Source organism: Roseococcus sp. SDR (genome assembly GCF_019083995.1).
Classification (GTDB): Bacteria; Pseudomonadota; Alphaproteobacteria; order Acetobacterales; family Acetobacteraceae; genus Roseococcus.
In genome coordinates, this window is sequence record NZ_JAHRCU010000003.1 from 294778 (window position 1) to 307883 (window position 13106).

Here is a 13106-nt window from a genome sequence, read left to right on the forward strand (position 1 = left end):
AACGGGTTATCAACTTTGGCATCAACGAACAAGTGTTCGCATTCCGAACATTTCGTTCTCAGCAAACGCTTCCCAAGGGGGCATGAAGGGTGGACGGCGCCGCGCCGCCCGGGCGCGAGGAACGCCCCGGCGACAATCCGAAGAACCAGGTCCAGTCGGTGGCGAAAGCCTTCGCCGTGCTGCAGGCCTTCTCGCCCGGCATCGCCGAGCTGACCGTGGCCGAGGTCGCGGCTCGGGCGGGGCTGGATCGCGGCACCGCGTTCCGGCTGATCCACACCCTGCTGGGCCTCGGCTATCTCCGCCAGGCCGAAGGCCGCCGCTTCCGCCTGGCGCTGAAATGCCTGCAGCTCGGCCATGCTGCGCTGGCCGGGCATGGGCTGGGCGATCACGCGCTGCCCTTGCTGCAGGGGCTGGTCCCGCAGATCGCCGATGCCGGATCGCTCGGCGCGCTGGAGGCCGGCGAGGTCATCTATCTGGCGCGGGTCGAGGCGGGGCTGGATCGCTACGGCGTCGCGCGGCCGCCGGGCACGCGCGTCGGAGCCTATGCCACGGCGCTGGGCCAGGCGATCCTGGCCTGGCTGCCGCGCGAAGAGCAGGTTGCGCAGCTCGAGGCTGTGCCACGCATCAAGCTATCCGAACGGACGCTGACAGAGCTCGATGCGCTGCTGGAGCGGCTCGCGGCGGTGCGCGCGCAGGGCTATGCGCTGTCGGATGGCGAGAATGCCTATGGGCTCTGCACCGTGGCGGCCCCCGTGCTGGGGCCAGAGGGCACGCCGCTGGCCGGCGTCAGCCTGACCATCCGCGGTGGCCGCTTGCCGGCCGAGGCGTTCGCGGCGCTCGCCGCGCCGCGCGTGCAGACAGTGGCGACGGAGCTGGCCGCGGCAATACGCCTGTCGCAGGGCGCAATTGGCGTCGCGCGGGGCGCCCGATGAGCAAACCCATGCTGCGCCTGCTGGCCGACGACCTGACCGGCGCGCTCGACACCGCGGCCGAATTCTCGGCGCTGTGCGGGCCCGTGCCGGTGCGCTGGGACGCCGCGCCCGCCACCGGCAGCCTCGCGCTCTGCTCCGACACGCGGGAGGCGCCGCGGGCGGTGGGCATCGCTGCCGTGCAGGCCATGCTCCCGGCGCTGGCCGGCGCCGAGATCGCCTATCGCAAGCTGGACAGCCTGCTGCGCGGCCCGGTCGCCGCCGAGCTCGCCGCCTGCTGGGCCAGCGGGCATTGGCGCCATTGCGTGCTGGCCCCCGCCTTCCCCGCGCAGGGGCGCATCGCGCGCGGCGGCCGGGTGCTGGCGCGGCAGCCGGAGGGCGCCTGGGCGCCCATCGCCATGCCGGACTGGGCGGCTGAGGGGCTGGAACTGCACCCCGGTGACCTGGGCGCGCCACTCGCGCCCGGCATCACCTGGTTCGACGCGGAGAGCGATGCGGATCTCGCGCGCATCGCGGCCGTGGGGCGCCGCACGACGGGCCCGGTGCTCTGGGCCGGCAGCGGCGGGCTGGCGCGCGCCCTGGCGGGTGCGGCGCAGCTGCGCCGCGAAGCGCGGCTGGAAGGGCAAGTGCTCGGCCTCTTCGGCTCGGACCAGGCCGTGACGGCGCGGCAGCTCCTGGCCTGCGGCCCGGACTGGCTGTCTATCGCAGGCGCTGGCGAAGCGCCGCGCATCGCACGGCAGTTGGAGGCGCGCGGCGCGGCGCTGGTGAGCCTCGCGCTGCCGCCCGGGCTCGGCAGGGTTGAGGCCGCGCAACGCATCGCGGCGGAATTCGCCGCCCTGCTCCGCGCCCTGCCCCGCCCCGGCACGCTGCTGGTGGCCGGCGGAGAGACGCTGCGCAACGTCTGCTCGGCCCTCGGCGCTGAGGCGCTGCGGGCCGAAGGCTTGGTCACGCCCGGCGTGCCGCGCTCGCGCCTCATGGGCGGCATCTGGGACGGCCTCCTCGTCATCTCGAAATCCGGCGCCTTCGGCGGGGACGCGCTCTGGCGCGACCTGCTGGCGGCGCATCACCCCCTCACCGCGAAGAGCCCCGCATGACAGCGCACCTCGCCATCACCATGGGCGATCCCGCCGGGATCGGTCCCGAGATCATCGTGAAGGCCTGCCGGGCCCTCGCGCCGCGCCTGGCGCGCGGCACGCTGAAGCTGCTCATCATCGGCCATGGCGGCGCGCTCGATCAGGCGCGCGCCGATTTCGCGCCGGACCTCTTCATCCCCCGCGTCAGCGCGGAGGACGACTGGCCCGTCCTCGCCTTCCTGCCGGCCGGGGAGGAGCGCGCGCCGATCACCACGGGCCAACTCTCGGCGGAGGCCGGCCGCTTCGCCTATCTCGCGATCGAGCAGGGCGTGCGCTTGGCTGAGGCGGGGCGGGTCGCCGCCCTCGTCACCGCGCCGCTGAACAAGGAGGCGCTCAACGACGCTGGCTACCATTACGCCGGCCACACCGAGATGCTCGCGGCGCTGACCGGCCGCAAGGGCAGCGTGATGATGCTGGCGCACGGCAATATGCGCGTCAGCCACGTCACCACCCATGTGGCGCTGGAGGATGTGCCGAAGCGCGTCACCCCCGAGCGCATCCGCCTCGTACTCGACCTGACGCAGGATGCGCTGCGCCGCATGGGCATCGCGCGACCGCACATCGCGGTCGCCGCCCTCAACCCGCATGCCGGTGAGGGCGGGCTCTTCGGCCGGCAGGATATCGAGGTGGTGACGCCGACCATCGCCGCCGCCGTGGCCGATGGGATGCACGTGACGGGCCCCGTGCCGGGCGACACCGTCTTCGTGAAGCTGCGCGCCGGGCAATTCGATGCCGTGGTCGCGATGTATCACGACCAGGGCCATATCCCGGTCAAGCTGCTGGGCTTCCACGTGAACCCCGAGACGGGGAAGTGGGATGCGCTCTCGGGCGTGAACATCACGCTCGGCCTGCCGGTGATCCGCACCTCGGTGGACCATGGCACCGCCTTCGACATCGCCGGCCAGGGCATCGCGAGCGAGCGCAGCCTGATCGAGGCGATCGAACTCGCCGAGCAGCTCGCCGGCCAACGGGAGACCGCCGCATGAGCGCCCTTCTGCACCCCATCGAGATCGCCCGCCCCGCGCGGCTGGAATTCGGCGCGGGCCTCGCCCGCCGCCTCGGCGCCTGGGCGCGCGAGCAGGGCATCACGCGCACCCTCGTCGTCAGCGGCCGCAGCAATGCGGCGCGGGTGGACCTGCTGGAACTGCCGGGCCGCGTCGAGGTCTTCGCCCAGGTGAAGCCCGAGCCGGACATCCCCAACCTCAAGGCCGCGCTGGCCATGGCCGAGGCGGTGGGGGCCGAGCTGGTGGTCGGCTTTGGCGGCGGGAGTGCGATGGACCTCGCCAAGCTCGTCGCCGTGCTGCCGAGCAGCGGGCAGACCATCCATGAGGTGGTGGGACCCGAGAAGGTGCTGGGCCGCCGCGTGAAGCTCGCCCAGGTGGCGACCACGGCGGGCACGGGCAGCGAGGCCGGCACGCGCGCTCTCGTCACCGACCCCGCGACGCAGAACAAGCTCGCCGTGCAGAGCCGCCACATGATGGCCGACATTGCCATCGTGGACCCGGAGCTGATGCTGAGCGTGCCGCCGGATGTGACGGCGGCGACGGGTGTGGATGCGCTGGCGCATTGCGCCGAGGCCTTCACCAGCAAGAAGGCGCATCCGCTGATCGACCTCTATGTGTTGGAGGGCATCCGCCTGGTCGGCCGCTATCTGCCGCGCGCGGTGCGCGATGGCGGCGACCTGGAGGCGCGGGCGGGCCTGGCGCTGGCCTCGCTCTATGGAGGCTATGGCCTGGGCCCGGTGAACACCACGGCCGGGCATGCGGTGGCCTATCCGCTTGGCACGCGGCACCATGTCGCCCATGGCCTGGCCTGCGCGGTGATCTTCCCGCACACGCTGGCCTTCAACGCGCCCGCCGTGCCGGAGAAGACGGCGCTGGTGCTGGAGGCGCTGGGCGTGCGGGGCGCGGCGCTGGAGGCCGCCCATGGCTGGTGCGCGGCCCTCGGCATCGAGATGCGCCTCGGCCAGCTCGGCGTGCCGCGCGACGACCTGCCCCGCATGGCGACCGAGGCGCATGCCATCCGCCGCCTGCTCGACAACAATCCGCGCGACCTCCCGCGTGAGGAAATCCTGGCCATGTACGAGGCAGCCTTCTGATGGACGGCACCATCGCGAAACCCGCCGAACTCGCCCCCGCCGTGGGCGATCCGGCCCGGCTCGAATGCTTCATCCCCACGCCCTGCGTGCAGAACCACGCGGCCTTCATCGCGCCCCTGCCCGGCGGCGATCTCGGCTGCGTCTGGTTCGGCGGCACGCAGGAGGGAATCCCGGACATCTCCGTCCATTTCTCCCGCCTCCCGGCCGGCGCCACGCGCTGGACGGAGGCGGAAAAGCTCTCGGACGACCCGACGCGCTCCGAGCAGAACCCGCTGCTCTTCACCACGCCGCGTGGCGCGCTCTGGCTGCTCTGGACGGCGCAGACTGGTGGCAACCAGGACACGGCGCTGATCCGCCGCCGAATCTCGCTGGATGGTGGGAAGAGCTGGGGCCCGATCGAGACGCTGATCCCGGAGAAGCCGGGCTTCGGCACCTTCATCCGCAGCCGCATCCATGTAAACGGCAGGGGGGATTGGCTGCTGCCCATCTGGCGCTGCACCAAGCCGCCCTCCGGCGCCTGGACCGGCGACCTCGACACCTCCTCCGTCCTCATCTCGCGCGATGAGGGCATGACCTGGGAGGAGAGCGCGGTGCCGGAGAGCACCGGCTGCTGCCACATGTCCATCGTGCCCGGGCCCGCCGGCACGCTGCTCGCCTTCTACCGCAGCCGCTGGGCGGATCACGTCTATCGCAGCGTCTCGACCGATGATGGCGAGAGCTGGAGCGCGCCGCAGCCCTCCGTGCTGCCCAACAACAACAGCTCCGTCATGGCGCTGACGCTGACAGGTGGCGCCATCGCCCTCTGCTACAATGAAAGCAGCGCGGCGGATGCCACGGGGCGCCGCACCTCCCTCTACGACGATATCGGCGGCGAGGAGCCGGCGGCTTCCCCAAGCGCGGGCCGTGCCGCCTTCTGGGGGGCGCCGCGCGCGCCGCTGCGCCTCGCCCTCTCCGAGGATGGCGGCCTCACCTGGCCGCATCGCCGCAACCTCGAAGTCGGCGATGGCTACTGCATGACCAACAACTCGAAGGACCGGCTGAACCGGGAATTCTCCTACCCCTCGCTCTGCCAGACGGCCGATGGGACCATCCACCTCGCCTACACCTATTGGCGACAGGCCATCAAATATGTCCGCGTGGACGAGGCCTGGATCCGGAGCCGCGACGCATGACCGAGCTTCACCCCCGCGGCGTCTTCTCCGCCGCGCTCACGCCGCTCGACGAAAACCTGCTGCCCGATCACGCGCGCTTCGTGGCGCATTGCCACCGGCTGCTGGCCGAGGGCTGCGACGGCATTGCCATGCTGGGCACGACGGGCGAGGCCAACAGCTTCTCCTCGGAGGAGCGCCGCGCCCTGCTGGAGGCCGCCATCGCGGGCGGCGTGGCGCCGGAGCGCCTGCTGCCCGGCACGGGTGTCGCGGCTCTGATGGAGACGGTGGCGCTGACGCGCCATGCGCTGGCCTGTGGCGTCACCACCGTCGTGATGCTGCCGCCCTTCTACTACAAAGGCGTCAGCGAGGACGGGCTCTTCGCCAGCTACGCCGAGGTGATCGAGCGCGTGGGCGACGCGCGGCTGCGCGTGGTGCTCTACCACATCCCGCAGATGTCGGCCGTGCCCATCCCCTTCCCGGTCATCGCCCGGCTGCGCGCGCGCTTCCCGGGCGTCTTCACCGGCATCAAGGATTCCGCGGGGGACCTCGCGCATATGACGGCGCTGGTGCGGGAATTCCCGGGCCTCGCGGTGCTGGCCGGCGCCGACCCGCTGATGCTGCCGCTGCTGCGCGAAGGGGGTGCCGGCTGCATCACCGCCACCTCGAACCTGGTCGCGGCCGAGCTCGCCTTCGTCTTCCGCCATTTCGCCGATGCCGGCCGCGCGGCGGAGGTGGAGGCGGCGCAGGCGCGCATCGTGGCCGCCCGCAACCAGGCCTCGCGCTTCGCCCAGATGGCCTCGCTCAAGACCATGCTGGGCGCCAGGCTGAAGGATGACGGCTGGCGCCGCATGCGCCCGCCCTTGCTGCCCCTGACGGCGGAAGAAACCGCCGCATTGCTGAACACCTGAGAGGAGGAAACCCGCCATGTTCCGTCGCACCCTGCTGGGCAGCAGCCTCGGCCTGCTCGCCGCCCCCGCCGTGCTGGCGCAGGAGGCCTGGCCGCAGCCCGGCCGCACGCTGCGCGTCATCTGCCCCTGGCCGCCCGGCGCCGCGAATGACGCGCTGGCCCGCCTCACCGCGCAGAAGCTGAACGAGAAGCTTGGCGCCCAGGCCGTGGTGGAGAACCGCACCGGCGGCGCCGGGCTGATCGGCACCAATGCCGTGCTGCAGGCCCCGCCCGACGGCTATACGCTGCTCGCCTCCGCCTTCAACACGGCGGTCATGCCCCTCGTGCTGCGCAATGCGACCTTCGATCCGCAGCGCGACCTGGAGGTGATGGCGCGCACGGCGCAGGCGCCGCTGGTGATGGTGATCTCGGCCAGCCGGCCGGAGCGCACGCTGGCCGATGTCATCGCCTCGGCCCGCGCGCGGCCGCGCGAATGGAGCATCGCCATCTCCTCGCTCGGTGCGGCCAGCCACCTCGCCACCATCGAGTTCAACCGCCGCACCGGGCTGAACCTCGAGATGGTGAGCTATCGCGGCACGCAGCCCGCGCTGACCGACCTGATGGCAGGCAATGTGCCGCTGCTGATCGACAACAGCTTTGCGCTGCTGCCGGCCACGGCCGGCGCCGAGGCCCGCGCTCGCGCGCTCGGCATCGCGACCGCCCAGCGCTCCACCCTGGCGCCGAGCGTGCCCACCATGGGCGAGGCCGGATTGCCCGGTTTCGAGTTCCAGTCCTGGTATGGCGTCTGGGCGCCCCGCGGCACGCCGGCCGCGATCAACGAGCGGGTGAATGCGCTGATGCAGGAGACGATGCGCGACCCCGCCATCGTGCAGCGCCTGACCAGCCAGGTGCTGGAGCCGGTGACCGAGAGCATCGCCGAGACGCGCCGCTTCATCGCGGCCGAGATCGCGCGCGCCACAGAGTTATTGCGCAGCGTAAACTATCAACCGGAATAGGCGGGAGGACGACCGAGGTCATTACGCTGCCGGATGTCCGCGGGCGCCCGGCACGTAACAATCAGGCAGACATCGGCGGCCTGCCGCTGACTGGTGGGAGCCTGCCTCCCGACACGTGCGCCCCCATGGCATTCGACCGATCAGCGTCGCGCAAAGGCGCGGCCGCGCGCGCAGGAAGCTTTCCGCGCACGCCGCGGAAACGGTGGGGCCCACACTCAGCCAGACCCGACAGAGTGAGGACGACCCAATGCCCGAAAACTCCGTTTGACCTCGAAGAAGAACCTTTATAGAACATAGGCGGTGTTTATGGTTTGTACCATCAGCCGGCACCGCCGCGCTGCCAACGCATGAAAGTTTTCATAGCATGCTTACCCGCAAGCAGCACGAGTTGCTCATGTTCATCCATCACCATCTCGAGACGACGGGCTTCTCGCCGTCTTTCGATGAGATGAAAGATGGCCTCGATCTGAGGTCTAAATCTGGGGTACATCGCCTCATTACCGCTCTTGAGGAGCGAGGCTTTCTGCGTCGACGCGCACATCGTGCCCGAGCACTTGAAGTTGTTCGACTGCCGCCACAGAAAATGAGCAGCGATATACCTCACAATTCGGGCCATTCACTCCGAAGCGTCAATTCTTTATCAGAACCCTTTGCTGATAGTCTGTCCCGCAAAGTTCCGCTCCTTGGGAATATTGCTGCGGGCCATCCAAAGGAGGCCATTGGGGAGACGACATCTTACATCGACGTCCCTACGGATATCCTGCACTCGGGGCCACACTACGCTGTAAAGGTCAGTGGCGACTCGATGTCCGATGCTGGGATCCTGGACGGCGACATTGCCATCATTCGTTTGGGATCTACTTTCGACAACGGGGATATCGTTGTTGCCTTGGTCGATAAGGCTGAAGCCACATTGAAAAAAATCAGGAAGAGGGGCAACTCGATCGCCCTTGAGCCCTGCAACCCTCTCTATGAGACAAAGATCTTCGGCGCGGACCGCGTTGAGGTACAGGGTACTCTTTCAGGTTTGATTCGCTCCTACAGGAAATGAGTTGATGTCGCGCTCCCCCGAAGTCGGAGGGGGGTGTTCGAAGAGCGCGCCAGACGCGGTGTATGGAGCTTACGTGCGGGCCTCCCTTTGTCGCTTTGCCCTTGACCGTTGTTTGCTTGCAGTCCCTGGGCGTTGGGCTTTCCAACCGAGGCGCGTATTGCCCACCGGCATTTGGATTCAGTCGGGCAGCAGCTCAAGGGAAAGCCGGATGTTGAGTTGGACACTGAACGTCGATCGGGAGCGGTCGTCGCATAGAGGCTCACGAACTGGGCTGGGGTTACTGCAGGGCGACACACCGGCATTGTCGACCCCTGCGCCAAGACTGGCTGCATAGCGTGGCCATGTCCCGTTCGATGCGGTCAACACCGCCGACTGCCAGGGTGAACGGAGCGCGATTCGATACCGATCCCAGCGCTGGACATGCGTGCTCGCCATGACGGCGCTTGCCAGCGTCACCTGCCAGGCGTGGCAGTTCCCGTCGCAGCGCTAACGTTCGATGTCGCCGAGCCGACGGACACCAGCGCCAAAGTGCATGAGACTGCCATCGGCGAGCTGCCTGAAGATCAGCATGGACCCGCCGGCGCAGGCGCCGCTGCGCGTTTGAAGCGGGCGAGAGGCTCCTGGCCCGGCCGCTCGGCAAAGTCGGGCACAACACCCGATAACAAAACTCAACATTTCGCATCCGGGCTGCGCTGGCAACTCTTGGTTGAGAATGATACAACCATGCCGTGTTAACTCTTCATTAATACAATCCGAGATGGCAACGCATGACTGTCGAACCCAGGCGCAGGGGCGCATCGTTGCGGTGGAACCGGCTAGGCCAAGCTGGCCTTAGCGCCCTCGTGGGCCTTGGGGTGGTGTGTTTGCTCTGGGGTGCCGCGTTTGTACCCGCGCAGGCACAGCCGGCGCCGATCCAACTGAAGATCGTCGGCGGTCTCGCAGGTGTCGCCCAGTTCGACCGCTATGAAGTGCCCTTCTGGCTGGAGCGCGTCCCTCGTCTGACGGGCGGCCGCGTTCAAGCTGAGATTGCAGCCTTCGACCGCAGCGGCATCCGCGGCAATGAGTTCATCCATCTGATGCGCGTCGGCGTCGTCCCCTTCGGCACCCTGATCCTCACGGTCGCCGGGGCTGACGAGCCTGAGTTGACGGCCTCGGATCTGGCCGCCCTCAACCCCGACATGGCCCATCTGCGCCGCAATGTGGAGGCGTTCCGGCCTGTCCTGACCCGGATCCTCCGCCAGAACCATCACCTCGAAGTCCTCGCGGTCTATGCCTATCCGGCTCAGGTGTTGTTCTGTACGAGGCCCTTTACCGGCCTGGGTGACATCGTGGGCCGCCGCGTCCGGACCTCCTCAGCCACACAGGCCGATCTTATGGAAGCGGTCGGCGCCATCCCCGTGGTCATCCCCTTCGCCGACATCGTCAGTTCGATACGCCGTGGCGCGGTGGAATGCGCCGTGACCGGCACGCTGTCGGGAAACTCGATCGGCCTGCACGAGGTCACGAGCCATGTGCATGCGATGGCGCTGTCTTGGGGCGTCAGCGTCTTCGCGGCGCATGGGGCGAGTTGGGCCGCGTTGCCGGACGAAGTGCGTACGCAGATCAGCACTGGCCTCGCGGCGCTTGAGGCGGAGATCTGGACCGCAGCGGAGCAGGACACCTTACAGGGCCTACGTTGCAACGCAGGCCAAGCGGATTGTGTGGCGGGGCAGCGTGGTCGGATGCGCATTGTCCCGGTAAGCGCCGTCGATGAGGAGATCCGGCGACGCCTCGTTCGTCAGACCGTTCTCCCGCGTTGGCTGGAGCGGTGCGGAGATGAGTGTGCGAGGACCTGGAACGAGACCCTGGGCATCAGCACCGGCATCGAGGCGGGGGTGCCGGCGCGATGACCTATGGCCGCCCCCTTCGTATCGGCATCGCTATTTGCGGCGTCCTTCTGCTTCTCACCCAGGCGCTGGCCGTGGGCGCACTTCTCGACGCATCACGCAGAACTGCCATGGAGAGTGCGACCGGGCTGACCGAACGCGCCGGGCATGCAGTGCGCGACGCCATCAATCGCACGCTCTTCCCGGTGGACGCGATGCTAGCGAGCCTGCCCGCCCTGCTCGCCCCTGTCCTTGGCAATCCAGCCGCTTCAGCGGCGGAGCGCGAACTGGAGGGGGTGAACAGCCAACTGCGCCACCTCAACAGCCAGAACTTTGCCGTCCGCGACATCCTGCTGGTCGATGGCGCGGGGCGCACCGTAGCCGCGGCGCTGCCGGCTTCGCGCCGCCGACCGCTCGTAGCGCCGATCGGACCGGGCTATGTCAGCGCGGGCCTGAGCGCAGGCGGACTCCTTGTCAGCGAGCCGGTCCGCAACCCGGCCACGGGGGAATGGTCGGTATTTTTCGCGCGGCCGATGCAGCTTCCTGGGTTGGGGAACGTGCACGGCGTGGCCGAGGTGCAGGTCCAGATGCTTGCAAACCTCATGGCACCGGGGATCGAGACCCCGGGTTTGCGCATCTGGCTCGAACGCGCGGGGGGTACGATCCTGGCGGCCACCGCCCAGAACCACGGGCTTCGTCTGCAGCCCGGCCCCGCAGAGAACATGGGCCCAGCCATCCATCCCTCGCGAATGGACGGTCGCGATGTGATCGGCACCTCATGGCAGACGCTGTATCCGGCACTGAGGTTGACAACCGAGATGGAGGTAGACGCGGCGCTCTCGGCCTGGCGAGTCAATCGCGACCGGACGGTGCTGATCTCTGCGGTTTTCGCCTTGCTGACGATAGCGCTCATGATCGCGCTGATCGTCTGGCTCACTCAGCGTGATCGTGCGGAAGCCGACCGCGTGGCGTGGCGGCGCCAGTTGGAAGATGCGTTGGACAGCATGACCGATGGCTTCGTCATGTTCGACGCGACAGACCGGCTGGTGGTGTCCAACCGCAGCTACCGCGACATGTATCGCATCTCGGCGCCCTTCATCAGGCCCGGCGCGCATTTCGACGACATCATCCGCGAGGGAGCCAGGCGTGGCCAGTATCCGCAGTTGCAGGGCGAACCGACCGACGCCGCAATCGAGGCCTTCCTGCAGGATCTCAAGCTGCGACGCCGCCGGGGCGAACTCCAGCAGTTCGAGCGTCTCCTTCCCGATGGTCGCTGGTTGCTGTTGACCGAACGCCCCATACCCGACGGCGGCGTGGTAGGCATCCGCACCGACATCACGGAACTCAAGCGCGCAATGGCAGAGCTCAGCGTTGCGCGTGACATGGCGCAGCGCGCTTCAGCTGCCAAGGGCATGTTCCTGGCCCGCATGTCGCACGAGCTTCGCACGCCGCTGAACGCCGTACTCGGCTTTGCGGAACTGCTCCTGCAGAACGCGGATCTCGGCACGGGGCAGCGCGAGCAGCTGGGCCTTGTCTACAACGCAGCCGCCCACCTGCGCGATGTGGTGAACACCCTGCTCGATCTCTCCAAGGCAGAAGCGCGGAGCCTGGACATGAAGCCCCGAGCCACAGCCCTTCGTCCCCTAGCGGAGGTCTGCGCCGCACTCGTCGCTCCAGAGGTAGAGCGCCGGCGCATCGCCCTTGCGGTTGACGTTGACGCCGCGCTTCCGGCCACAGTCCTCGTGGATCCGCTTTGCCTCCGCCAGATCCTGCTGAACCTGCTCTCCAACGCGGTAAAGTTCACCCCGGCGGCAGGACGCGTTGTCATGCGGCTGAGCCAAAGCCGACCCGGCTGGGTGCGCATTGAGGTCGAAGACTCAGGAAGCGGCATTCCGGAGGAGAAGCGCACGCTGCTGTTTCGCGATTTCAGCCAGATCGGCGCGCCGGTCGAACCCGGGGCGCCTTCCACCGGGCTTGGCCTCGCCATCTCGGCGCAGCTTGTGGCTGCGATGAACGGCCAGATCGGCTGTGATTCCGCCCCCGTGCGTGGCGCCCTGTTCTGGGTCGAATTGCCGATGCCGGCGATGAGCGAACCTGAGGTCGCCGAGGCAGTACCCGCCCCCGAGCCGCCTGCCCCGCCCGAACCCGAGACAGCGCGCCCGCTTCGGTTGCTGGTGGCGGACGATATCCTGGTCAATCGCAGCCTCGCCCGAGTCATGCTGGAAAAGGCCGGGCATGTCGTAGACTTGGTGGCGGACGGGATGGCGGCCGTGGAGGCAGTCCAACGCACCGCCTACGATGTCGTGCTGATGGACGTGCAGATGCCCGGTATGGACGGCCTGGAGGCGACGCGTCGCATCCGCGCGCTGGAGGGCCCGGCCGGCCAGGTCGTCATCATCGCCCTAAGCGCCTCGGCCATGGTGGATCAGGTGCAGTCCTGCCTCGATGCCGGCATGGATGGGCATCTGGCCAAGCCAATCAATCGCGCACAGCTGCTTGAAAAGCTGGCGGATGTCACGCGCCGCCGGGGCGGACCGCCCGAGGTGCCGGCCGAGGTGCTCGCGCAGGGCGCCGCGCGGCTGCGTGCCCGTATGGGGGCCGCAGCCGAGCCTGTCATTCGTGGGCTCATGCAGGAGATTCGGACAGGGCTTGAGGTGGTCCCCGAACACGCCGCGCGCGGCGATATGACCAACCTCGCCGCAGCCGCTCGGCGACTCGCGCCCGTACTGCGCGAGTTGGATGCTGACGCGGCAGCCGAGGCGACGATGCGGCTGGGCCACGCTGCGACGAATGGCGGCGAGTTGTCAGGCGCGCTCGCGGACTGGCAGCAGATAACGGCTGGGCTTGCACGCGAACTTCGCGAAACGGACCATGCAGTGATGGAGGAGGGGCATGCGCCGGGCGGACGGTGACGTGACCCTGGGTCGTCCGCGCCGGTCAGCCCCCTCATACCTGCCCTCCCTACCGGACGCATCGT

General features: G+C 68.7%; 10 protein-coding genes. All 10 read left to right on the forward strand.

The genetic code is table 11. The annotated features are described in order from the left end of the window. Window positions 1-89: 89 nt before the first annotated feature. The 10 genes from KTR66_RS25235 to KTR66_RS05590 all read left to right on the forward strand — a co-directional run bounded on the left by KTR66_RS25235 (window position 90) and on the right by KTR66_RS05590 (window position 13041). The gene (locus tag KTR66_RS25235) at window positions 90-932 is read left to right on the forward strand and encodes an IclR family transcriptional regulator C-terminal domain-containing protein (protein ID WP_213611211.1); all 843 of its coding nucleotides are present in this window, start codon (window positions 90-92) and stop codon (window positions 930-932) included. A gap of 8 nt (window positions 933-940) precedes the next feature. Beyond that, window positions 941-2023, forward strand: a complete 1083-nt coding sequence (locus KTR66_RS05550; RefSeq protein WP_213611213.1) for a four-carbon acid sugar kinase family protein — start codon at window positions 941-943, stop codon at window positions 2021-2023. Beyond that, complete coding sequence (gene pdxA, locus KTR66_RS05555) at window positions 2020-3048, forward strand: 4-hydroxythreonine-4-phosphate dehydrogenase PdxA (protein ID WP_213611215.1); 1029 nt, start codon at window positions 2020-2022, stop codon at window positions 3046-3048. Before KTR66_RS05550 ends, pdxA begins: the two co-directional genes overlap by 4 nt. After that, complete coding sequence (locus tag KTR66_RS05560) at window positions 3045-4160, forward strand: iron-containing alcohol dehydrogenase (RefSeq protein ID WP_213611217.1); 1116 nt, start codon at window positions 3045-3047, stop codon at window positions 4158-4160. The genes pdxA and KTR66_RS05560 overlap by 4 nt, the downstream gene beginning before the upstream one ends. Further along, complete coding sequence (locus KTR66_RS05565) at window positions 4160-5332, forward strand: exo-alpha-sialidase (protein ID WP_213611219.1); 1173 nt, start codon at window positions 4160-4162, stop codon at window positions 5330-5332. Before KTR66_RS05560 ends, KTR66_RS05565 begins: the two co-directional genes overlap by 1 nt. Further along, the gene (locus tag KTR66_RS05570) at window positions 5329-6219 is read left to right on the forward strand and encodes a dihydrodipicolinate synthase family protein (protein WP_213611221.1); all 891 of its coding nucleotides are present in this window, start codon (window positions 5329-5331) and stop codon (window positions 6217-6219) included. Before KTR66_RS05565 ends, KTR66_RS05570 begins: the two co-directional genes overlap by 4 nt. Window positions 6220-6235: 16 nt before the next feature. Beyond that, window positions 6236-7213: a tripartite tricarboxylate transporter substrate binding protein gene (locus tag KTR66_RS05575; RefSeq protein WP_213611223.1), complete on the forward strand. Its 978-nt coding sequence runs from the start codon at window positions 6236-6238 to the stop codon at window positions 7211-7213. A 364-nt stretch (window positions 7214-7577) separates the two neighbouring features. Continuing rightward, window positions 7578-8264: a transcriptional repressor LexA gene (gene lexA / locus KTR66_RS05580; RefSeq protein ID WP_213611225.1), complete on the forward strand. Its 687-nt coding sequence runs from the start codon at window positions 7578-7580 to the stop codon at window positions 8262-8264. An 863-nt stretch (window positions 8265-9127) separates the two neighbouring features. After that, the gene (locus KTR66_RS05585; protein WP_213611227.1) at window positions 9128-10153 is read left to right on the forward strand and encodes a TRAP transporter substrate-binding protein; all 1026 of its coding nucleotides are present in this window, start codon (window positions 9128-9130) and stop codon (window positions 10151-10153) included. Beyond that, window positions 10150-13041 (forward strand): response regulator, encoded by a 2892-nt coding sequence (locus KTR66_RS05590; protein WP_213611235.1) that lies wholly within the window; start codon window positions 10150-10152, stop codon window positions 13039-13041. Before KTR66_RS05585 ends, KTR66_RS05590 begins: the two co-directional genes overlap by 4 nt. Window positions 13042-13106 lie beyond the last annotated feature (65 nt).

Excerpts from the sequence above, each read along its gene's own strand:
- KTR66_RS05550 (WP_213611213.1), top strand. The coding sequence starts at position 941 with ATGCTGCGCCTGCTGGCCGACGACCTGACCGGCGCGCTCGACACCGCG.
- pdxA (WP_213611215.1), top strand. The coding sequence starts at position 2,020 with ATGACAGCGCACCTCGCCATCACCATGGGCGATCCCGCCGGGATCGGT.
- KTR66_RS05560 (WP_213611217.1), top strand. The coding sequence starts at position 3,045 with ATGAGCGCCCTTCTGCACCCCATCGAGATCGCCCGCCCCGCGCGGCTG.
- KTR66_RS05565 (WP_213611219.1), top strand. The coding sequence starts at position 4,160 with ATGGACGGCACCATCGCGAAACCCGCCGAACTCGCCCCCGCCGTGGGC.
- KTR66_RS05570 (WP_213611221.1), top strand. The coding sequence starts at position 5,329 with ATGACCGAGCTTCACCCCCGCGGCGTCTTCTCCGCCGCGCTCACGCCG.
- KTR66_RS05575 (WP_213611223.1), top strand. The coding sequence starts at position 6,236 with ATGTTCCGTCGCACCCTGCTGGGCAGCAGCCTCGGCCTGCTCGCCGCC.
- lexA (WP_213611225.1), top strand. The coding sequence starts at position 7,578 with ATGCTTACCCGCAAGCAGCACGAGTTGCTCATGTTCATCCATCACCAT.
- KTR66_RS05590 (WP_213611235.1), top strand. The coding sequence starts at position 10,150 with ATGACCTATGGCCGCCCCCTTCGTATCGGCATCGCTATTTGCGGCGTC.